Origin of the sequence: Ruegeria sp. Alg231-54, assembly GCF_900143525.1 — a bacterium.
Classification (GTDB): Bacteria; Pseudomonadota; Alphaproteobacteria; order Rhodobacterales; family Rhodobacteraceae; genus Ruegeria.
This window is the reverse complement of the sequence record NZ_FREZ01000025.1, coordinates 1-22,688: the sequence shown is the minus strand read 5'-3', so window position 1 is coordinate 22,688 and position 22,688 is coordinate 1. Positions and strand designations below refer to the sequence as shown.

Genomic DNA, 22,688 nt, shown 5'->3' with positions numbered 1-22,688 from the left:
AAAACTTTGAATTGGACCTTGGCCGTTCGGCCCAAATTTGTGTTGCGAAAGGCGGATGACTTCGCTCCAGAACCCTGGGACGTGTTGACAAAAGGAACTCAAAAAATACCGACCGACATGATTCAAGCTGGTAACTGTAATGGAGACCAGCTAGGCACGCGATCTAATGGTGGACGAATAAAGCGGCTTCTTTGAGCAATCCACGACCATTATAAGGCAGAAGGCGCTGAAGGGGCATTCCGCAACAGGGCTTTGGCCGCTCAAGAGATGGCTTCGCGACCAAGATCCACCTGTTCGTCAACGCACACGGCTTGCCTATGAGAACCGAGATCACGCTAGGCCAGGCATCTGACTATCTTTGCTTCGACTTGGTCATGGCAAACAATCTGCCTTAGCCGAGTGTGTTGCTAGCGGATCGGGGTTTCGTTTCCGATAGAATTGGAAAATCTTTGGACTTGAAAAACGTGCTGCCAGTGATCCCAATGCGCAAGCCACGCTTAGATCGCATCGGTGTAGATCGTTCTCTCTACGGCCTGCGGACCTGGTTCGAGCGCTGTTTCTACAAGCTCAAGAACGCCCGACGTTCCGCAACACGCTATGACAAGACCGCTGAAAGCTTCATCGGCATCACGTCGAACCGGCTGTGGTTTCGCCATTTGTCAACATGACCTCAGGTCAATGGTCAAAAATCAACAACTGAGCCACGTTGGAACCTGCGTGATCGTCAATCCAGACAAAAGTTTTTGCGGCACAACCCCTAGTCTGACGCAGATTTAGCTGAATAATAAAAGGCGATGGCTTGCGCCCGGTTTCTAACAGACAACTTTTCGTAGATATTCGAGAGGTGGAATTTCACCGTATTGGTGGAAATTTGTAACTCTTTTGACAGTTCTCGGTTGGACATTCCCTTAGACAGCGCCTCAAGGATAGCCCGCTCTTTGCGCGACAGGGTCTGAAGAGGACTATGTTGCACCGTGCGTACATCGATGAATGGGAAAACCATCTTACCTTTGGCAACATCAACGCATGTCTCCAGCAGGCCTTCAACCTCACCGGAACGAGGTGCAAACCCTGCGGCGCCTGCTTGCATGGCCAGCCGTGGGACATCACCTGCCTCGTCACCATAGACCACAAAACGCGGTGCATTTTCCTGTTCGCGCAGCACTTCGATCAGTTTGGCTGCACCCAAAGCTGGAAGCTCCCAGGACACCACGCAGACCTTTACCGGCACACGCATGACGGCCCCAAGGAAACCTTCGGCAGTTGCAGATGTCGCTACCAACGAGAATCGCTTGTCTCTCTCGAAGATTTCAGACATCGCCGAGAGGACGAGAGAATTGTTGTTGGCGAGCATGATGTCGATCGGAGGGGGCGTTGTGTCGAGCATTGATTTTCCACCTAATTTACCCAAGAACTACCATGTTGGGTAGGTAAGTTTCCGGTATACATCGGTATATTTGCCAGAATGGGTAGGTTTTTTCCCACCCAAATAGCTACCCTAAAGCAGTAGTAAGTTACGTTGCGCCCTGACGCAAGGATCGGCTTTTCTTTTCGGTAACGCGACAGACGGGGCGCATTACGGACCCCGTCGCCGAGGAGGATCGCCAATGACGTTTCAAATCTACCCGACGCTCGAAATTCCGGAAACACTGGCTGCGGGGCCTGGACCAGGCAATACCGATGCCCGCGTTCTGCATGCCTTCGCAAATGCAGGTGTTGCGGATCACATGCAGGGTGACGTCCTGCGCGGCATGATTGAATGCAAGCACATGCTGCGCAAAATCTGGGGCACCTACAATACCTATACCTTCGCGGTTGCTGGCACCGGCTGGAGCGCACTAGACACCATGTTCTCGGCCGTTATGCCTGGCGACAACGTGGTTGCGTTCACCAATGGCACCTTTTCCGGCATTGACGCGCTGACCCTTCGGATCAAGGCAGCTACTCCCGAAGAGCATGCCGCCAATCCACTTGATCCCAATTCGGCCAGCGTCACCGTGATCGAAATTCCGCATGGCCAGCACGTGACCGGTGAGATGGTCGAGGTCGCATTGGCCGAATACAAGCCGAAATGGGCTTTCATGGCGCATTGGGAAACCGGTTCCGGCCGTGTCAACGATGTACAGGGATTCTCGGATGCGTGTGAAAATCATGGCACCATGGGTCTGATTGATGCTGTGTCTTCGCTGGGTGTTGCAGACTTTCGTATCGACGATTTCCCCGGCATCGCAGGCTGGGCTTCGTGCCCGCAAAAAGGCCTATGCTGCCTGCCCCTGACCTATGCGCCTGTCAGCTTTACCGACGCCTTTATCGAGGCGCTGAAGACAACCGGTGCTTACTCTTACGTCCACAACCCGATTTTCGAGGCCCGCCATTGGGGCATTGTCGACGGTCAGGATGTTGAGAAAGGCACCTATCACCGGACCCATTCGGGCTATGCCGTCGCCGCGTTCCATGAATCTCTGCGTCTGACCTTGCAGGAAGGGCTAGCTAAACGCGCGCATTCCTACAAAACGCATGAGGCCGTCCTGCGTGACGCCGTCACCGCGATGGGCTGCGATGTCACTTCGGACATGCCAAGCCTCGTAGTGCTCAACCTGCCCACAGAACTGGCTGGCCGCGAAATGGAATTGGTACAGAACTGCCGCGCGCGTGGCTTTGGCATCTGGCCGACACTCAGCGCCCCGGTACAGGTGCGCATCGGCATCCTGAACCAACTGAACCATCAGTCGATCAGCCGCATCGTAAAACTGTTTGGCGAGGCGATCCGCGAACTGGGCGGCACAGTGGATTTTGAAGCCATCGAAGCGCTGCTGGAAAGCCGCTACGGCACGTCGATCGCGGCCTGACCGCACTGCATGAACGGGAGGAAGATTGCAGATGGATATTCACGAATATCAGGCGAAAGAGGTTCTTTCGAATTTTGGTGTCGCCGTGCCTTCGGGTGCGCTGGCCTACAGTCCCGAACAAGCGGCATATCGGGCGCGCGAGCTGGGGGGCGATCGTTGGATCGTGAAGGCTCAAGTCCATGCCGGAGGCCGTGGAAAAGCCGGTGGTGTCAAACTGTGCAACACCGAGAACGAAATCCATGAAGCCTGTGACGAGATGTTCGGACGTAGGTTGGTTACGCATCAAACCGGTCCCGAAGGAAAGGGCATTTACCGTGTCTACGTTGAATCCGCCGTGCCGATTGATCGCGAGATCTATCTGGGCTTCGTGCTGGATCGCTCCAGCCAGCGGGTGATGATCGTGGCCTCGTCGGAAGGCGGCATGGAGATCGAAGATATCTCGGCCGAACGCCCCGACAGCATCGTGCGATCGATCGTCGAACCAGCCGTGGGCCTGCAGGAATTCCAGGCGCGCGAAATCGCATTTCAACTGGGTTTTGAGGCGAAATTGGTTCAGCAAATGGTGCGCACGCTACAGGGCTGCTACGCCGCCTTCAGCAATCTGGACGCCACCATGGTCGAGATCAACCCGCTGGTCATCACCGGTGACGATCGGGTTCTGGCGCTGGATGCCAAGATGAGCTTTGACGACAACGCATTGTTCCGGCATCCGCAGATCTCAGAGTTACGCGACAAAAGCCAGGAAGACCCACGCGAAAGTCGCGCTGCGGATCGCGGCCTGTCTTATGTCGGTCTTGACGGCAATATCGGCTGTATCGTGAACGGCGCCGGGCTGGCCATGGCCACGATGGATACGATCAAGTTGGCGGGGGGCGAACCTGCGAACTTTCTGGACATCGGCGGTGGCGCCTCACCCGAACGTGTGGCCAAGGCCTTTCGTCTGGTCCTGTCAGACAAGAACGTGCAGGCGGTGCTGGTCAACATATTCGCCGGGATCAATCGCTGTGACTGGGTCGCAGAGGGCGTCGTTCAGGCGCTACGCGAACTAGACCTAGAAATCCCTGTCATCGTGCGGCTGGCCGGCACCAATGTCGCGGAAGGTCAGAAAATTCTGGCCAAATCCGGATTGCCGATCATCCGCGCCACCACCCTGATGGAAGCCGCCGAACGCGCTGTTGGCGCGTGGCAAAACGATCTGACCCAAAACACCAAGATGAGGGCTGTCTAATGAGCATTCTTCTGGACCGCGACAGCCGTGTTATCGTTCAGGGCATTACCGGACGAATGGCACGGTTCCATACCAAGGACATGCTGGACTATGGCACTAATGTCGTCGGCGGAGTTGTCCCCGGCAAGGGCGGCGAGACCGTCGAGGGTGTTCCGGTCTTTGACACCGTAAAACAAGCTGTCGAGGCCACCAGTGCCGATGCCAGCCTTGTTTTCGTGCCGCCACCATTTGCCGCCGATTCCATCATGGAGGCCGCAGATGCGGGTATCCGCTATTGCGTCTGTATCACCGACGGTATCCCGGCGCAGGACATGATCCGGGTCAAGCGGTACATGTACCGCTATCCCAAAGACAAGCGCATGGTGCTGACCGGGCCCAACTGCGCGGGCACCATCAGCCCCGGGAAGGCTCTGCTGGGGATCATGCCAGGCCATATCTACCTACCCGGCAATGTCGGCATCATCGGTCGATCCGGCACGCTCGGCTATGAGGCCGCAGCCCAGCTGAAAGAACTCGGCATCGGCGTTTCAACCAGTGTCGGGATCGGTGGCGACCCGATCAACGGGTCTTCGTTCCGCGATATCCTTGAGCGGTTCGAACAGGACAAGGATACCGAAGTCATTGCCATGATCGGCGAGATCGGCGGCCCGCAGGAAGCCGAGGCCGCAGAATACATCCGCGACAACATAACCAAGCCCGTCGTCGCCTATGTTGCAGGTCTGACCGCGCCCAAAGGTCGGACTATGGGTCATGCTGGTGCGATCATCTCGGCCTTTGGCGAAAGTGCCTCGGAGAAGGTCGAAATCTTGTCGGCGGCGGGGGTGACCGTTGCTGAAAACCCGGCGGTGATTGGAGAAACCATTGCCCGCGTCATGGGAAAGGCCGCGTGATGACCAAACCTTCAGTCCTTGTCACCCGTCGCTGGCCCGCCGCCGTCGAGGCGCGACTGGCCGAAGACTACAACACTGTACTCAATACCGGGGATACTCCGATGTCCCCGGCTGAAATCCGTGACGCCCTGAAACACTATGATGCGGTGCTGCCCACCGTTACCGATACACTCAGCGCCGAGGCGCTGGACGTCCCCACAGCGCAGACTAAAATTCTGGCAAATTACGGGGTCGGGTACAGCCACATTTGCGAGCCATCAGCCCGCGAACTAGGCATGACCGTGACAAACACGCCTGACGTTCTGTCTGAATGTACCGCCGATATCGCGATGACATTGCTGCTGATGGTAGCGCGCCGCGCCGGCGAAGGCGAACGCGAGCTGCGCGCCGGAAACTGGACCGGTTGGCGGCCCACGCATCTGGTCGGCACCAAGGTCAGCGGTAAGACCCTGGGCATCATCGGCTATGGCCGCATCGGGCAGGAAATGGCCCGCCGCGCCCATCATGGCTTTGGTATGGACGTCGTTATTTACAATCGCAGCCATGTGGCGCCCGACGTTCTGGCTAAGTGTAATGCAACTCAGGTCGATACTGTCGATGACCTGTTGCCACTATGCGATTTCGTCTCGCTGCACTGCCCCGGAGGGGCCGCAAACCGGCAGCTGATCAACGGTCAAAGACTCGACCTGATGAAACCCGACGCCTTCCTGATCAACACCGCGCGCGGCGAGGTCATCGACGAACACGCCCTGATCCAAGCCTTGATGTTCGACACAATTGGCGGCGCGGCGCTGGATGTTTTTGACGGCGAGCCCCGCATTAGCTCGGACCTGCTGCAATGTGACAACCTCGTCATGCTGCCACATCTCGGAAGCGCGACTAAAGAAGCACGCGAAGCTATGGGGTTCCGCGTCATTGAAAACCTCAATGATTTCTTCAATGGCAAAAATCCAAGAGACAAAGTGATCTGATGCAAGCGTTGGCTCAGGATACCCAGCCGTCCCTTCCACCGTCCGCGTACGCGGACGGTCTTCGGACTGAATTGCGCACGCTATGGCGAAACATCCTTTTGAAAAGAGCGCCACATGTCGCGTCTTGGGCCGAAGCCGAGCCGCTGCCCCCCATTCCAACTGGCCAAGCCGCAACTCCGTATTTGCAGGCCCTGTCGATCTGGTTTCAGCTTTTGCGCATCATCGACGAAAACGCAGATGTGCGGAACCGTCGACAAATCGAAACCCAAAAAGGTGCCCAAGCGGTTGAAGGTGGATTTGCCGAAGTGTTGTCGGACCTTAATCTGAGTGTTGGGGAAACCGAAAAGTTGGCAGGTAGTTTAATGACTGGCCCAACGCTAACGGCGCATCCGACCGAAGCCAAACGCGTCACCGTTCTTGAAATTCACCGCCGAATTTATCGTATCCTGGTCAGCCTCGAAGCTCAGCGCTGGACGCCAATTGAACGTTCAACATTGGTGAATGATGTGGAAGGCGAGATTGATCTGCTATGGATGACCGGAGAATTACGCTTGTCCCGCCCCAGCTTACGTGACGAGATCGAATGGGGTTTGCAGTTTTTCCGCGACGCAATATTCGATGCTGTACCACAGGTCATCGACCGGTTCGATCACGCCTGTTTGCAGGTTTTGGGTCAGACTTTGAATGTGACGCCCAATGTCCGATTTCATAGCTGGATTGGCGGTGACCGGGATGGCAACACGAATGTAACCTCCGAGATGACCAAACTGGCTCTGCAACGTGGGCGCGAGACAGCGATTGATCTCTACTGTCAGGCTCTTGATAAAGCCGCGCAAAAACTGAGCATTAGCGCCCTGATCCTACCACTGCCCGAACCTCACGGTGAACGGTTGCAGGCAATCATCAACCGCGCACCCAAGAATGACCGCAACCCGAACGAACCGTTTCGGCAGGCCCTGAATGCCATCCGCCAAAGACTGACAAGTGCCGGTTATCAGCATATCTCGCAGTTCGAGTGTGATCTCGACGCGCTTGATGAGGCGCTTTGTGCAGTAAACGCCGATATTCTGACAAGGCGGCATATCCGACCTCTTCGCCGGGCGGCAACCGTTTTCGGGTTGCGTACTACAACCTTGGACATACGGCAGAATTCGACTGTCACGACCAGCGTTCTGGCAGAAATCTGGTCTGCATTCGAACCTGCGCCCAAATACGGAACACCCGAATGGTCGACCCGTCTACGCACCGAGTTGGCAGACCAGAACCTGCAGTATCCTCAGCGGGACGGGTTGAGTGATCAGGCGCAGGAATTGCTAGCCTTACTAGCCCTTATGCACGCTATTCGAACAGGGCCGGATCCCAAAGCTATGGGACCATTCATTTTGTCGATGACACGTTCGGCAGACGACATCCTGGGTGTCTATCTTCTCGCCCGCTATGCCGGGTTCGGATCAGAGACACTGGATATTTCTGTGGTGCCGCTGTTCGAGACGATCGGTGATCTGCGCAACGCCTCAGCAATTCTGCTGGATGTTCTGGATGTTCCGCTTGCCCGCCGCAGCCTTAAGTCAGGTGGCAATGTTATCGAGGTGATGTTGGGATATTCCGACAGCGGCAAAGATGGTGGATATTTCTGTTCGACCTGGGAACTGGACCGTGCGCAGCGCCGGATCGTTACAGCACTTGCGTCGCAAGGATTTAGTGCCGCGTTTTTTCACGGACGTGGTGGTTCTGTCAGCCGGGGTGGTGCCCCCACAGGCCGGGCCATAGCCGCACAACCAAGCGGCACAATTGCCGGACGGTTACGTGTAACGGAACAGGGCGAAGTAGTGTCTGCCAAATATGCCAACCGCGGGACAGCCGCGGCGCATCTGGAATTGCTTTTGTCCAGCACGCTACGCCACACGGCTAGTCACACTAAAACGCCGGACCGCCCGGAATTCGATGATGCGCAGGATGCGTTGTCCGAGCTTTCTCAGATGGCTTATGTTTCGCTGCTGCAAACGCCGGGGTTTCTTGAGTATTTCCAACAAGCCAGCCCGGTTGAAGAACTAGCCCGCCTGAAAATCGGATCGCGCCCCGCCCGTCGGTTCGGAGCAGCCAGCCTTGATGATCTGCGTGCCATTCCATGGGTGTTTGCGTGGTCGCAAAACCGCCACCTGATCACTGGCTGGTACGGGTTCGGCGCCGCCATGGTCAATTTTCGAAAGTTCCGCGGCGCACGAGGTGATGAAGTGCTTCGAGATATGTTTCGGCAGTCCCGATTGTTCCGCCTTGCGGTCGATGAAATGGAAAAGTCTCTGTACCAGACCGATATGACAACCGCGGCGAAATACAGCGAACTGGTCTGCGACGCCAACACACGCCAACGCATTCTTCAGGCAATCACCTCGGAATACTGCAAGGCTTGCGACGCTGTGAAGTTTTTGAACGGCGGGCAAATCATTGGACAGCGTTTCCCACGACTGTGTGAGCGCGTCGAACGCAAGCGAGATGAACTTGCCCGCATTCACACTCTGCAAGTCGACCTACTACGCCAGACCCGCAGTGAACAGCAGGCAGGAACGGTTCCGGTCGCTCTGCTGCAATCCATGAACGCCATTTCCGCCGGCCTTGGCTGGACCGGTTGACAATTTCAGGAGATTACAAATTGAACGCCCCTCACCGTACGCACGGATTTTTCACCCAGTCCCTTTCTGACCGTGATCCCGAGCTGTTCGGCTCGATCACATCCGAGCTGGGTCGTCAGCGCGACGAGATCGAGCTGATCGCATCTGAAAACATCGTCTCTGCCGCCGTGATGGAAGCACAAGGCTCGGTGATGACCAACAAATACGCCGAAGGCTATCCCGGTCGTCGCTATTATGGCGGTTGCCAGTACGTGGACATCGCCGAGAATCTGGCCATCGACCGCGCCAAAGAGCTGTTTGGGTGCGGCTTTGCCAACGTACAGCCGAACTCTGGCTCTCAGGCCAATCAGGGTGTGTTCCAAGCACTGATCCAGCCCGGCGACACCATTCTGGGCATGAGCCTGGACGCAGGCGGCCACCTGACCCACGGCGCGCGCCCCAACCAGTCGGGCAAGTGGTTCAATGCGGTGCAGTATGGCGTTCGCAAAGAAGACAACATGCTGGACTATGATCAGGTCGAGGCGCTGGCAAAAGAACACCAGCCCAAACTGATCATCGCCGGTGGTTCCGCGATTCCGCGCCAGATCGACTTTGCCCGCATGCGCGAGATCGCCGACATGGTCGGTGCCTATCTGCACGTCGACATGGCGCACTTCGCCGGTCTGGTGGCAGCGGGTGAGCACCCCAGCCCCTTCCCGCATGCGCATGTGGCAACCACCACCACGCACAAAACCCTGCGTGGTCCGCGTGGCGGCATGATCCTGACCAATGATGAAGATATCGCTAAGAAAGTGAATTCGGCCATCTTCCCCGGCATTCAGGGCGGCCCGCTGATGCATGTGATCGCAGCCAAGGCCGTGGCCTTTGGCGAGGCGCTGCAGCCCGCGTTCAAGGATTACATCAAGCAGGTCATCGTGAACGCACAGGCGCTGTCGGACCAGCTGATCAAGGGCGGTCTGGACACGGTGACCCACGGTACCGACACCCATGTGGTGCTGGTCGATCTGCGACCCAAAGGCGTGACCGGCAACATTGTCGACAAGGCTCTGGGCCGGGCGAATATAACCTGCAACAAGAACGGCGTGCCGTTTGACCCGGAAAAACCGACCATTACATCGGGCATCCGTCTGGGCTCCCCCGCCGGCACCACCCGCGGCTTTGGCGAGATCGAGTTCCGCCAGATCGCCGACTGGATCATCGAGGTGGTCGACGGCCTAGCTGCCAATGGCGAAGACGGCAATGGCACCGTCGAAGCCAAAGTCAAAGCCGAGGTTGCAGAGCTTTGCGCAAAATTCCCGATCTATCCAAACCTGTAATCCACACAGGGATCACAATTCAGAACGGCGTCCAATGGGCGCCGTTTTTTTGTTGGGAATGCAGTCAGATGTAACCGCGCCAGCGCAGAACAAACACGGCCAAAGCCGCCAGCGCCAGAAATCCCAAAGCAAGAGCCCCCAGAAAGTTCAGAAACCAGCCCCAGCGGCGATCGGCCAAGTTTATACCGCTCAGATGGGTCTGAACCTCTTCCGATGCCTTGGCCAGTTTCGGAGTGTCCAGCACCAACCGCAGTTTAGGGTGCGAGGCCATCTGCTCCGCACCGGCCAACATCAAAGCCTGCTTGTATATGCGGCGCGGCAATCGGCGCTTGGCCTTGCGGACAGAAGCCGTCAGCGTCTGGTCCTTTACACCCAGCTTTTCACGCAGCAATTGCACCGTCTGCGCGATCTGGCTTTGGATATCTGTGGTTTGCGACATGACGTGGCCTCCTGCCTGCGCAATCTAACCTCAGCCCGCAGGGGCGACAATGGGGGCTGGTCGTTTCAAACGCACGCAGGTATCAAACCAGAATGCTGAACACGATCATTCACGGTGAACCGACCTCGAACCCTCCTCTGTTGATTGCGCATGGGCTGTATGGATCAGCCCGAAACTGGGGGGTTATTGCGCGCCGACTATGTGACGAAAGGCAAGTCGTTGCAGTCGATATGCGCAACCATGCCTACAGCGAATGGACCGACCAGCATGGTTATCCCGATCTGGCCGAAGATCTGGCCGAGGTGATCCTGCAACTTGGCGGCAAAGCGGATGTTGTCGGGCATTCGATGGGCGGTAAGGCTGCGATGATGCTGGCGCTGATCCACGGAGAATTGGTGCGCAAACTGGTTGTGGCTGACATCGCGCCCGTTACTTATACGCACAGCCAAATCCAATTCATCGAAGCCATGCGCGCCGTGGATTTTTCAACGATCGAAAGACGCTCGGACGCCGAGGGACAGTTGGCGGCGCAAGGCGTCGAAAAAGCACTGCAGAGCTTTTTCACGCAATCTCTGGACGTCAAGGGGAAGCTTTGGCTTCTGAACCTCGACACGCTGGCGGCCGAGATGCCCAAAATCATGGGCTTTCCGGAAACTGATGCATCCTGGGACGGCCCGGCCCTGTTTTTGTCCGGCGGCGATTCCGATTACGTCCTGCCCGAACATCGCAGCACCATCCGCGCGCATTTTCCCGCCGCACGATTTGCGAAAATTCCCGGCGCAGGCCATTGGCTGCACGCCGAGAAACCTCGTGAGTTTGAAGCTGCCGTCAGGACGTTCCTGAACGCCTGATCAAGCTGCGTTCTGGTACAGTTTCTTCGCCACCAACCAAGACACCGGCAAGGCAGCCACACAGCCAGCCGCAGCTGCTGAAACGATTGCAACCGTAGACACCAATCCTGCGGACAGGACGGCAATAACGCCCGACCCAGCCAGAGCGGTTGCGATCAAAGTATACAGGATAGAGGCAAGGCGTAGCATCGTCAGTTGTCCTTTTGTCAGAAGCCCGATTATCGCTTTAGGCAACTGGTATGCTATACGCCTTGATCTGCGTCAGATTTCAACGGGCAGAGGTCAGAAATCAAGTCACTTCGCCGCCTCCGTTTACCCAGTCCGGTAAGCCACCGATGTTGTAGACCTTTTCATACCCCATATCTTTCAACAGCTTGCCCGCCAGTGCCGCACGACCACCAGCCGCGCAATACAGCACGATTGCGCGGTCCTTGCGCAGCTCGGGGTCATGAGATTTCAGTGCATCGTCAGCGCGGAATTCCAGCATACCGCGCGGGATATGATGCGCGCCTTGCGCACGGCCGGATTGCTGCAGCTCGACCGCGTCGCGCACGTCCAGCAGCAAGGCACCCTGCCCCATCAATTCCTTTGCTGTGTTTGTATCAATCCGTTCGACGGCAGCGTTTGCTGCCTCCATCATCTGGCCTACGGTTAATGGCATAAAGCGTCCCCTCTGGTGAATCTCACCAGAGGCTAACACGGTAAACCGGGAAAGAGCAGGTCTATAGAGTGATCAGTGCTCGCGGAAGGCGCGCGACATACTGTCTGTCACAGGCTTTGCAATATAGGCCGCAAAGGTGCGTTCCTCGGTCTGGATCATGATCTCGGCGGGCATTCCGGGTGTGGGAACAAACCCACGCACGCGGTCCATCTCATCGGGTTCCAGCGAGATGCGCGCCAGATAAACCTCTTGCGGAATTCCTCCAGAATCTTCCACTAGCGCGTCCGCCGAGACATAGTAGACCTCGCCGCTCAGCACAGGAGTGGTACGCTGGTTAAGCCCGACCAGTCGAACCGTTGCTTGCTGCCCCATCACGACGCTGTCGATTTCCGTTCGGGGGATCTGCGCCTCGATAATCAGGGGCGCATCGGAAGGCAGGATTTCCGCGATTGGTTCACCAGTTTCGATAACACCGCCAGCCGTATGATAGTGCAATCGCACTACGGTTCCCGTGACCGGAGCGCGCACAACCGCACGGTCCAGAACGCTTCGGGCCTGCCGGGATTTTTCGCGCACGCTCTCCAGATCAGCTGCAATCACGCTCAATTCATCCAACGCAGCCTCGCGATAGGCCGATCGCGTGCGGGAAATCTGTTCTTCGTATTTCAGAAGCATCTGGTTGATTTCAGCCGTTTCAGCCGTCAACCGCGCAAGTTGGCCCTCGGCCTCGGCCTGCACGCGGCGGATCGTGTTGATGTCGCCCTTACGCACCAGCCCTTTTTTGAACAGTACTTGTTTGGTTTCGAACTCTTCCTGCAAAATTTCCGAACGCCGAACCATACTTTCCAACTGCGCCTCAAACCCGCTTGAGCGAATTTTCAGCGCTTCCATGTTGCGTTCCAGCAAAGCGATGTCGTTCAGCAACGTCTTACGGGATACATCAAAGCTGATTTTTTGCCCGTCAAGGATCGCCATCACCTCGACATCGTTCGACGCTTCAATCAGTTCCGGCGAGAACTCAAGCCGATCACGCTCATTGTTTTCAGCCGACAAGCGTTGGGACATGGCTTGCAGACGAATTTTGCGGATGAACAGTTCGCGTTCATTTGACTCGGCCGAGGTCTGGTCGAGGGTCATAAGAACCTGTCCCTTGATAACGGATTGACCCTCGATAACTTTGATATCTTCAATGATCCCACCTTCGAGGTGCTGAACAATCTTATTTCGGCCTGTGGCAACAAAGCTGCCCTGCGCGATTACCGCCGCGGCCAATGGCGCACTAAAGGACCAAACGCCAAACCCGCCAAAGCAGACAACCAGCAAGATCAAGCCGACAGTAACAAAGCGGTGGATCGACCGCGGCACCTCGGCATACCAAACTGCTGGATCCTTCGGGTCATTGTTTACGGGTACAATTTCGTTCATGTTGGCCCCCCCTGCTGCGACTGAATGCCTGGTTTGTTTCCACGTGAGGCATTCAACTGTTGCAGCACCTGTTCACGGTGACCAAACAGCGCCACACGACCATCTGTCAGCAGCATGATTTTGTCGACAACGCTCAACAGCGTCGGTTTCTGAGTGATCACCACGACGGTAATCTTGCTTTCCTTGGCCTGTTCAATCGCCCGCGACAGCGCCTGATCACCGGCAACGTCCAGGTTCGAGTTCGGCTCGTCCAGAACCACCATGCGCGGATTGCCAAAGAAAGCGCGCGCCAGTGCTATCCGCTGTTTTTGCCCGCCCGACAGCGGAGATCCATCAGCGGAAACTACAGTTTCATATCCTTGCGGCAAAGTGGCGATCATGTTGTGGACATCAGCCAGAACAGCGGCGTCGTGGATTTGTTCATCTGTCGCATCGACACGCATCCGGCCGATATTGTCCTTGATCGTACCGGGGAACAGCTGAACATCCTGCGGCAAATAACCGATGCTCTCACCAAACTGACGTGGGTCCCAGTTGCGGATATCCATCAGATCCAGACGAACACTCCCGGATGTCGGCAAGATCGACCCAACCAGCGTTTTGCCCAACGTGGTTTTTCCCGCCCCAGAATTGCCGATAACGGCAAGTGTTTCACCGGGATTAAGCGAAAAACTGATGCCGTTCAGGACAACACGTTTGGTGCCACCCGGAACATAAAGAAGGCGCTCCACATCCATGCGTCCCTCGGGACGCGGCAGGCGCAACTTTTCAAATTGCAGGGCCGAATTGGACAAAAGGTTCTTGATGCGCCCAAAAGCGGCGCGCGTCAGCAGGAATGCATTCCAGCCTTCAATCGACCCTTCGATAGGTGCAAATGCGCGCCCGGCGATAATCGAAGCGGCGATGACCATACCGCCAGTGATCTCGCCCTGCAGCGCCAGATAAGCGCCCCAGCCCAGAATGGCAATTTGTGTCAGCAGGCGTATCGCACGCGAGATGGCTGCGAAGATCACGTTCCTGTCCTGCGCCCGTACTTGCCATGTCAGAGATTGTGCCGTGTCGCGACCCCAGATGCGTACCGCCTCGGGGATCATCGCCAGAGCGTTGATGATCTGGCTGTTACGCGCCATCGAGTCGAGGTGCAAGTTCGCCATTGATTGGGATCTGTTCGCCTCGGCAAATGGCTTGGCAGTCATTTTCTGGTTAATCACCGCGATAATCATCAGCAGCATCGCGGTTACGATAACGATTGATCCCAGCTGCGGATGCACCAGAAAAATCATCAGGATGAACAGCGGTGCGAAAGGAACGTCAAGGAATGAAATCAACGTCCCCGACACCAAAAATCCGCGCACTTGCTGAAGATCGCCCAGCGTCTGGTATTCCCGGCCGTTGCCGTGCAGCGACGCATGTGCCGCCGCACTTAGAACGGGCGCGCCCAATCGCGCGGCAACCTCGACCGCTGTACGCATCAGAATAAAGCGGCGCACCGCGTCAAATGCCGCCTGAAAGATCACAGCCCCCGCAACAATGGCGGTCAACATGATCAGTGTATCCAAAGACCGGCTGGTCAGCACCCGGTCACTGATTTGAAACAGGTAGATCGGGATCGCAAGGATCAGGATGTTGGTTGCGCAGGTCAGAACCAGGACAAATGCCAGATTGCGCCAGATCGCCTTTAGAGAGGTGCGCAGAGTATTTTGGAAATCCTCTGGCGGCGTGCGTTTGTGGAATGTCTGGGGTGGCCCGTTGCCGTCACCTCCGCCCGTTTGCCGGAGTTGCATCGGCTCGTTCGCCTTGGCCTCAATAGTGGCACCTAAGTGTTCACCGCCCTTCGAGCGCGTTTGGGGGGTCACCCGCGCAGTCGTTTCTGTGGCGGTGTTAGGATCGGGGCTTTGGGCTTCTTTGGCCACCCCAGCGTCGCGGCCCTGGACATTCTGATCTTGAGCGGGCTGCGACTGTTCGCGCCGGGGTGAAGCCGCGGCACGAGTTGGTGGTTCCGACCTGGTTTTGGTCGTCTGCTTTTTGGGCTTCACAGCTTTTGCGGCAACCGCATCGTCCTTTTTCGCAGTCATCTTGGGACTGTCCTCTGGATCTGGTACACGCATTTCTTTGTTCAAACGCAAACTTGGCGTCTTAGCTGCTTTTGGTAGGGAATCATCGCTGCCATGCGGCTGCGTGGGCGTGCCAACGCCCTCAATATCAAGCGGGCTGGCATCAGAAGAACGACGCGACGAAAATACAATCGACATTTTAAAACTTTCGGAACACTCGTAACAAATACAGTTATTACGCTAACACGAATTGACCAAATCAGGTAGAAATTTCACGCCAGCATCGTTTGCATTGCATCATCGGTGCTAGCATTTTCAGAAGGCGTAAGGTTCGATTGTGCCTGTGCGATAGCGTTTTCGCCAATCCCAGCCGTCTCTTCCATTATTATGGCAATGGCTTCATTGGCCAACTCTGAAGCGTCCGGCACTTCGGGGATGTCAATCAGTGCTGCCTGATGCAACAGCAGGTCCGAATATTCGCCGCCCGCTGCCATAATGGTTGAGTCGACACCAGTCTTGGTGATGTTGGCTGCATTCAACAGGGCGTTTCCAGCACCGTTGACCGCGGCATCAACAGCAGCTGCTGCTTCAAGCGAAATATCGTCTTGATCCTGCAACAATGTGACCTGTTCGACCGAATTGACCTGCAAAAGATCGCCGTCGATCTTCAGTACGCGAAGCAACTCCATGCCGGCATAGTCCGGATTGGATGTCAAAGCGTCCTCAAAGGCCTCGCGATCAATCTGCTGCAACGGCATAGCCTCGGCATGGGCCATGTCCAGTTCTTCCACCGTGTCCTCGCCGGTCGTCGTCAGAGAGGCCTGGTTCATGACCAGATTGTCATCACCTTCTGCTGGCTTGCCGCCGCCATAGACGTCATCGTCCAACAGCGCGATGGTCTGATGCAGCATATCGACCGAAACCATGTTTCCGCCGATCATTATCAGATCATAGAAGTTACCCAACTGAACGATATTGGTGACGTTGCTCAAAACGTTGTCACCCAATGTGAACAGGCTGGTCGAAGCCGTGATTTCCGTGTTGATCTTGTCGATATCTGTGGCGTCGATCACCTGCTTGATGAAGTTCGTGACCCACAAATCGCCTTGTATCCAAGTGACCGAAACAATCGGCTCCTCACCTGGCTCGGCTTCATTGTCGTCCTGCCACCATTCTTCGCCGGCTTCGGTCCCGATAAATGACGCCTGAACCACATTGGTGTCGCTTTGCACGCCGGGTTCACCCTGGTCGATGTCAGACACCACCGCCACCTGGCTGACCACAGTCAAGCTAACTGATTTTCCGCCCACCGCGATGACCGGCGCGTCAACCCAGGCCACAGTGATGTTAACCTCGTTAATCGCAAGGTTTCCGCCTGCGATAACCGTATTGCCCTCGCCGAACTCATCATCATCCGAGCGGTCCCATTCGTCCGGCGTCATGTCCGGCGTATCGTCTTCTTCCTCGTCTTCTGTCTGGTGATGCGCGGGCAGAAGATCGTCCCAATCCGGAATTTCTTCGAACACTTCGCCATTCACAATAACGCCCAGTGCGTCCTCGCCGTGGAACTGGTGAATGGTCACGCCTTCGATTTGCGATATCATCGGCGACTGCATCTGTTCAGCCAGACTTTCGAGGTATTCCAGCGACTTATAGTCTTCAATGTTCAGAGATGGCGTTGCAATAGCGTGCAGCGACAACGCGACATCCAGCATCTGCTCGCCTTGCGCAATCTGGATTTCGATATCGCGAAAATCGCCATGACCTATGACATCGTTGTCGTTCAGGACAATCGCCTGGAATGTGTAGGTTACGGCCGAGCCGATGATGAGTGGTGGGACTTGTGGATCTAGAATCAATACTGCCGTCTGTTCCGTCCCCAGCTGAACATCCGGTATATAGGGATCGGGACCGAAGCTGGGACCGACATATATCTCTGACAATTCAAGCGGCCCATCGGGCACGGGCGGCAACGGAAGATCGGCAGGAGGAGGCAGAAGTTTATAAGGGAGTGGATCATATTCGCCTGGTGGGAGATCTAATTCAGCAGCGATCTGAATGGATATCGGATCGTCGAGTTCATCCAGTTCGACTTTGCGCCGTAGCGCGGTAAATTCTTCGTACTGATCTCTCAGCCGGGTCTGTTCAATCGTAATTTCAAAGGTTCCAACAAAATGTGCAATCGTTTCTGAAATACTGTCGAGAGACATATCGGTTTCCTTTTCCCTGCCACGGAAAGAAATGTCCGCTTTGGGTTTGCTGCGCCGAGGCCGCTTGGCGCGGCCTCGGTGGTTTTGTCAAATGGATCAAGACCCGTTAATTCGGGTCCTGACTGCGACTTACACGTCAGTATCGTCGCTTGCGAAGCTCGAATTCATCGCACCGCCAACCATCGTGGTGTCGACCGAGTTGCCAAGAACATTGGCACCCATGACGATCGACTGGTTGAAGGCCGAAGTATCAACAACTGCGGCTGCAGATGCATAGGACTCGCCGTTGACGATACCGTCGCCACCGTTGTTAGAGCCCCAAGTTCCTGCGTTTCCGCCAGCTCCGCCGTCGCCCGAGTATGCGCCGGCCGAGCTACCGCCCATGCTGTCACCACCCATGGAGTCCCCGGACATAACGTCGACAGTGGCCTGGCCGCTTGAGCCGCCCGTTGCCGTTCCGGCACCGCCTGCACCGCCAGCACCGCTAGTAGCAGTACCCGTGGCTTCGTTCATAGCGGACGAATCCGAGTCATTATCGGATGCCGACGCGCCGCCGTACCCGGCGATTGCTTCAGCCAAGCTGTCTGCCGAACCATCGGCTTCGAACACGGAGTCGAGTGCACCTGCACCACCACCGCCGCCAACCGCGTCAGATTGTGCTGTACCGGCGCCATCAGCGTCAGCATCAGCCGCCGAAGAGCCTGTTCCACCTGCACCACCATCACCGTCAGCTGCTGAGCTACCGGTGCCAGTTCCATCGCCGGCACCGCTAGCTGTATTGGTTCCACCGTCGCCACCATCTGCATCCGCATCAGTAGTGTTATCGGCAGCACCAGCAACGTCGCCCGAGGTCTGGTCGACATCCGGGCCAGAAGCGGATTGATCGCCTACACCCTGGCCATCGACATCTGCAGCGGCGTCTCCAGCATTGCCATCACCACCGTTGCCATCACCGGCTGTCGACGAACCGCTACCAGAATCCGCTTGGGAATTACCGGTGTCGGCATCTGCGTCGCCTCTTCCGCTTTCCGAGATTTCCTGTTGGAGGCGCGCAATGGCTTCTTCTACGAGACGCGAGAAGCCGCCTTCTCCGTCACCGCCGGCCGCCGAGGTATCGTTGTCGGATTCACCACTGCCTGTACCGTCAGCAGTATTATCACCCGCATCATTGTCACTGGCGTCGGTGTTGTTGTCGCTGGCGTTGTCAGCAGAGCCGTCTGCATCTGCGTCACCATCGCCACCATCTGCTCCGGAGGCGTCACCATCGTTGTCGGTTTCGCCGTAGCCTTTGGCTTTGGACGCGGACTCGTTGTCACCACCATCGGCTTGTGCATTCGAGTCGCTGTCGGCATCAGCAGTCCCAACTCCCTCTGCGTAAGAGTCTACATAACCACCGTCACCGCCTGCATTGTCTGCATCGTTGTCAGCGTCGGTCGAGTTGTCAGCGTTCGAGTCGCTACCCGCTTCGCCACCATCGCCACCGCCGCTTTCACCATCCGCTTCTGAATTCGAACGCGCTTTACCGGTGTTTTCATTGTCGGCATCGCCAGTATGGCCACCATAACCGCCTTCTGCGTCTGCATCTGCGTTGCCGGTCTGACCGCCTTCGCCGTACGCATCGCTACCGATGGTTTTGCCACCATAGCCGTCGCCACCGCGGCTGTCGCCGCCCATGCCGGAGCTCGCGCCATTTGCTGCGGAACCGATACCTTCCTTAGCGTTGGCTTCACCACCATTGGCATCGCCATTCTGCTGGAAGTCGCCGTAGTTTCCGACCTCAGCGTTGTCGAGGTCGTCATTGTCTTCAAGGCTTGCCAACTGATTGCTGACAAAAGACATATCGTTTCCTTCGCCATCCAACGAAATGTTGAGGTTCATGTCGTCGCCGGGATCATAGTCAAGATCGCGACCAGCAATTATTACGTCACCCATGCTGGCGTTGTCGCCCAGATCCAGGTCGACTTGATCGTCATCACGCGGGATCCACTCGCCACCACCAAAGTCAATGTTCACAGCATTGCTGTTCGAGTTGTCGTTGCTGTCGTCACCACCGTTTTCATTTGATTGCGACTGTGTTTGATCCTGGTCTTGACCCTGATCCTGATCCTGACCCTGTTCGTTTTCGACCTTGTTCTTTTGCTGTTGTTGCTGGTTCTGTTCGTTGTCGACGCTGTTGTCGTTGGTTTGCTCTTGCTCATTTAGATTTGCGTCAATCTGAGCTTCTTCGACTGTAATATCGGCATCGATATCAACATGGGCCTCTTCGACCTCAACTTCACCGATTGCAGTAATGTCGTTGTACGGTTGGTTGCGTCTACTCATAATAGTTCTCCACTTATGAAGCGCGCTGACCGTCACTCATCTCTAAAACGGTTACTGGCGCAGTTGAATAATAAGGGCCGCACTCATACGCAAAACGCGCGTGTGCGGTTTCGTTCAGTGAATTTTACCCACCCTCCTTTCTCGGCTTAGCCGACACCGTGTCTGCGGAAGTAGCTCGCGTTAATGCGCGATTCGCAGACACATCAGGAATTAAGGCTTCAAAATAGAAGCGGGGTCATGGTTACAGGCGGAGCGCGTCGTGAATAGCTACCTTAAAGGACTAGAACGCCCAGGGCCTTGATTTCATTACTGTAATGCTCTTGTGATCGAATAGCGGTCGCAGCAACGGCCAATTGCGCGGGTCAAATCTCACAATTTGGGAAACCCATTGTTTTCCACCACTTACGCGAGAGGAAGTACTGCCGACCTAAACGAAAGCATTAGAACTGAATTTTCGGAACGGCGCACATCATTGATAAAACTTGTACTTTCAGCTATAGTTGTGCCCCAATAGCGTAAGTTACTTTAATTCTGTTCTACCAGTACTGGTTACAATTTCGCCGTTATTTTTCGCGGCGTGGGTTAATTAAAAGGGGGCGTGGCAATGGGCATTCCGATTCAGGAAGATGCTGGTCAAAACGATTACAATCCCGAAGAATTCTCGATCAATTTCGTCGGCAAAGAACTCTTCTATTCAAATCAAACGATCCATGGTGTCCAATCCGAGTTTGGCGTGATCACGCGCAGGATCGAAACAATTGACGCGCTGTCTGCGCCAAGCGGCTCGGACGTTGGGGCCGGAAAAGTGGTCGTCGTCGACCAGATGATGCTGGACGACCTGTTGAACCGACCGCAGACCTATATGGAAATCGCGGGATCGGGCAGCTTGGCCTTTGCTTATCGCAAGGAAGAAGCTGCCCGGCTTGCATTCGAAAAGTGGGATCGCAGCAAATTCGGCGACATCGGATACCTTCCGATGAACGTCGCGCCGGATGTATGGCGATCTATTTTGCGCCTGCTGTTGCATGAAGAACTGTACCTGCCATGTTTCCTTGCGGATTGCGTGGCACATTCACTCACGCCGTCGAATGGTGCGCCAGCAGCGACTTCAAAGCCCAGCGACCTCCACCCGACATACTCCAAGCTGACACGCCGGGAAAAGCAGGTGCTGAAACTGGTGTCGAAAGGTCAAAGCAACAAGATCATCGCATCGAACCTGGGCATCACCGAACACACGGTCAAACTGCATATGCACAACGTGGCGGGTAAGATCGGTGTCAGCAACCGGACTGCAGCCGCGCAATTCTATTTCGAGGTTGCGCCGGACGAAGCGCGAGAACTGCCGGTTGACTGACGATTTCGAAGCCCGGTTTGACCGCCTGATCCTGCTGGTCGGCAAGTTGAACTACATGTGGACCAACACGGAAAGCCTGTTGATTCACCTAATCGCCGGGTTGACCCGCACCAACAAGGATACCTCGGTCATTATCTTTCTGACGCTGAACACGACCCGCGCCAGAATTGATCTGGTCGAGCGGCTGGCCAAGATGGAGGGCCGCCCGCCAGACATCCGTGACCCAATCCTTGAGCACACGAAACGTCTCAGCAAGCTTTCGGGAATTCGGAACAGATACAACCATTGCATCTATTCCTTCGACCCAGACAGCGGCAATCCGAAGACAATCCTGATGCGCATTGCGGACCGGAAGACGGACATCAAACTGGGCCGCCAGGATACGGTTGACGAAGGTGCGATGAAAGAAATCGAAAAGGTGGTCGACCAACTTTCAGTGGCGAACCGGGAAATGTGGAAACTGATCAACGATCTTGGGTTTCCAGCTTAGAAATGCGTTGTTCGGACGGTGCGCACTGTAATATCTATACCTTCCAACACCTTGTCGACAACCAAGCGTAAAACATGCGTGACCTTAATCGGCACAGTTCGCCTTACTTTCCTGGGTATACGATGGATTTAGTGGCAGGTATGAGCCCTTTCCTGCCGTTCCCATTCGCCTGAGATGCTGCGAGCGCATTTGGCAGGTCGCAGCCCGAAGCGGACCTTCACAACTGGACTTTGCAATTCTAGCTTTGCGGGACCAAGCGCCAATTCGCTGCGCTCACACAAACGGCTGCTTAGTATTTTTTTGGTACCTCGAAGCAAACACGTCGCCATCAAATGCGGTGCAATGGTTTTGGATGGAAAAAGGGAGAAGGCGTCATTTTGTGATAGCGTCACTCAACGCTCGACAATTTGACTGAACCGAACAGCAGAAAGCGAATATTCATGTTTGAACCGACACAGATCCGAGAAGAGATATTGAGCCTCCCCAACTGAACTGGTCCACCGTTATGCTTAGGAAACGGAGGACCACGAATGGCAAACAAGAGACCGAAGCCCGAAGAGATTGTCTCGAAGTTACGGCAGGTTGAAGTTCTGATGGGGCAAGGCATGTCCCGACTTGATGCGATCAGACAGATCGGCGTTGTTGAACAAACCTATTACCGCTGGCGCAAGAAGTACGGCGGAATGGGCGTAGATCAGTTGAAAGAATTGAAGCGGCTTCAGAAAGAGAACGAACGATTGCGACGTGCGGTTTCTGATCTGACGTTGGACAAACTGATCCTGACGGAAGCCACAAAGGGAAACTACTGAGCCCCGCTCGTCGTCGTGCTTGTGTTAACCATGTACGCAACCAGCTGAACGTTTCTGAGAGACGCGCCTGTCGCGTGCTTGGACAACACCGGTCCACGCAACGACGCATCCCAAGMGGCCGCGCGGACGAGGACAGGCTGGTCGCCGACATGATCGYGCTGACCCGTCAATATGGCCGATATGGCTATC

At 55.9% G+C, this 22,688-nt stretch carries 17 protein-coding genes and 2 pseudogenes; 11 read left to right on the top strand and 8 right to left on the bottom strand.

The window, feature by feature from the left end; translation table 11 throughout:
• Positions 1-198: 198 nt before the first annotated feature.
• Positions 199-668 (top strand): annotated as a pseudogene (locus DHN12_RS24995) (transposase); the annotation flags it as partial.
• 89 nt (positions 669-757) lie between these two features.
• On the opposite strand, the gene DHN12_RS23695 reads toward DHN12_RS24995, so the two are convergent.
• Positions 758-1,354 carry a response regulator transcription factor gene (locus tag DHN12_RS23695; RefSeq protein WP_108862415.1) on the bottom strand — a complete coding sequence of 199 codons (597 nt, stop codon included), beginning with the start codon at positions 1,352-1,354 and terminating at the stop codon, positions 758-760.
• A gap of 253 nt (positions 1,355-1,607) precedes the next feature.
• Here DHN12_RS23695 and DHN12_RS23690 point away from each other — a divergent pair, with 253 nt between their 5' ends.
• From DHN12_RS23690 to glyA, 6 genes are all read left to right on the top strand, one after another.
• Positions 1,608-2,849 (top strand): aminotransferase, encoded by a 1,242-nt coding sequence (locus DHN12_RS23690; protein WP_108862410.1) that lies wholly within the window; start codon positions 1,608-1,610, stop codon positions 2,847-2,849.
• A gap of 31 nt (positions 2,850-2,880) precedes the next feature.
• Positions 2,881-4,077: a malate--CoA ligase subunit beta gene (locus DHN12_RS23685; RefSeq protein WP_108862409.1), complete on the top strand. Its 1,197-nt coding sequence runs from the start codon at positions 2,881-2,883 to the stop codon at positions 4,075-4,077.
• Positions 4,077-4,967, top strand: coding sequence for a succinate--CoA ligase subunit alpha (gene sucD, locus DHN12_RS23680; protein ID WP_108862408.1), 891 nt, complete (start codon positions 4,077-4,079; stop codon positions 4,965-4,967). Before DHN12_RS23685 ends, sucD begins: the two co-directional genes overlap by 1 nt.
• Positions 4,967-5,938 carry a D-glycerate dehydrogenase gene (locus DHN12_RS23675; RefSeq protein ID WP_108862407.1) on the top strand — a complete coding sequence of 324 codons (972 nt, stop codon included), beginning with the start codon at positions 4,967-4,969 and terminating at the stop codon, positions 5,936-5,938. The genes sucD and DHN12_RS23675 overlap by 1 nt, the downstream gene beginning before the upstream one ends.
• Positions 5,939-6,036: 98 nt before the next feature.
• Positions 6,037-8,568, top strand: a complete 2,532-nt coding sequence (locus DHN12_RS23670) for a phosphoenolpyruvate carboxylase (protein ID WP_234416777.1) — start codon at positions 6,037-6,039, stop codon at positions 8,566-8,568.
• Between the two features lie 20 nt (positions 8,569-8,588).
• Positions 8,589-9,884: a serine hydroxymethyltransferase gene (gene glyA / locus DHN12_RS23665; protein WP_108862405.1), complete on the top strand. Its 1,296-nt coding sequence runs from the start codon at positions 8,589-8,591 to the stop codon at positions 9,882-9,884.
• Positions 9,885-9,948: 64 nt separating this feature from the next.
• Here glyA and DHN12_RS23660 read toward each other — a convergent pair whose 3' ends face one another.
• Positions 9,949-10,323 carry a hypothetical protein gene (locus DHN12_RS23660; protein ID WP_108862404.1) on the bottom strand — a complete coding sequence of 125 codons (375 nt, stop codon included), beginning with the start codon at positions 10,321-10,323 and terminating at the stop codon, positions 9,949-9,951.
• Positions 10,324-10,415: 92 nt separating this feature from the next.
• Between DHN12_RS23660 and DHN12_RS23655 the strand changes: the two genes are divergently transcribed.
• Positions 10,416-11,174 carry an alpha/beta fold hydrolase gene (locus tag DHN12_RS23655; protein WP_108862403.1) on the top strand — a complete coding sequence of 253 codons (759 nt, stop codon included), beginning with the start codon at positions 10,416-10,418 and terminating at the stop codon, positions 11,172-11,174.
• Here DHN12_RS23655 and DHN12_RS23650 read toward each other — a convergent pair whose 3' ends face one another.
• The 6 genes from DHN12_RS23650 to DHN12_RS23625 all read right to left on the bottom strand — a co-directional run bounded on the left by DHN12_RS23650 (position 11,175) and on the right by DHN12_RS23625 (position 19,846).
• Complete coding sequence (locus DHN12_RS23650; protein WP_058272333.1) at positions 11,175-11,363, bottom strand: hypothetical protein; 189 nt, start codon at positions 11,361-11,363, stop codon at positions 11,175-11,177. It lies immediately after the preceding gene.
• Positions 11,364-11,463: 100 nt separating this feature from the next.
• Positions 11,464-11,835: a rhodanese-like domain-containing protein gene (locus DHN12_RS23645; RefSeq protein ID WP_108862402.1), complete on the bottom strand. Its 372-nt coding sequence runs from the start codon at positions 11,833-11,835 to the stop codon at positions 11,464-11,466.
• A gap of 72 nt (positions 11,836-11,907) precedes the next feature.
• Positions 11,908-13,260, bottom strand: a complete 1,353-nt coding sequence (locus DHN12_RS23640; RefSeq protein ID WP_108862401.1) for an HlyD family type I secretion periplasmic adaptor subunit — start codon at positions 13,258-13,260, stop codon at positions 11,908-11,910.
• Entirely contained in the window at positions 13,257-15,335 is a 2,079-nt protein-coding gene (locus tag DHN12_RS23635) for a type I secretion system permease/ATPase (protein WP_373455773.1), read from the bottom strand. Before DHN12_RS23635 ends, DHN12_RS23640 begins: the two co-directional genes overlap by 4 nt.
• A 251-nt stretch (positions 15,336-15,586) precedes the next feature.
• Positions 15,587-17,524 carry a type I secretion protein gene (locus DHN12_RS23630; protein WP_108862399.1) on the bottom strand — a complete coding sequence of 646 codons (1,938 nt, stop codon included), beginning with the start codon at positions 17,522-17,524 and terminating at the stop codon, positions 15,587-15,589.
• A gap of 129 nt (positions 17,525-17,653) precedes the next feature.
• Positions 17,654-19,846, bottom strand: a complete 2,193-nt coding sequence (locus DHN12_RS23625) for a hypothetical protein (RefSeq protein WP_108862398.1) — start codon at positions 19,844-19,846, stop codon at positions 17,654-17,656.
• 604 nt (positions 19,847-20,450) lie between these two features.
• Between DHN12_RS23625 and DHN12_RS25135 the strand changes: the two genes are divergently transcribed.
• The 3 genes and pseudogenes from DHN12_RS25135 to DHN12_RS23610 form a co-directional block, all read left to right on the top strand.
• On the top strand, positions 20,451-21,200 hold the full coding sequence (locus DHN12_RS25135; RefSeq protein WP_108862397.1) for a response regulator transcription factor: 750 nt from the start codon (positions 20,451-20,453) through the stop codon (positions 21,198-21,200).
• On the top strand, positions 21,193-21,690 hold the full coding sequence (locus DHN12_RS23615) for a hypothetical protein (protein ID WP_108862396.1): 498 nt from the start codon (positions 21,193-21,195) through the stop codon (positions 21,688-21,690). The genes DHN12_RS25135 and DHN12_RS23615 overlap by 8 nt, the downstream gene beginning before the upstream one ends.
• Positions 21,691-22,220: 530 nt before the next feature.
• Positions 22,221-22,688, top strand: a pseudogene (locus tag DHN12_RS23610) (transposase); the annotation flags it as partial.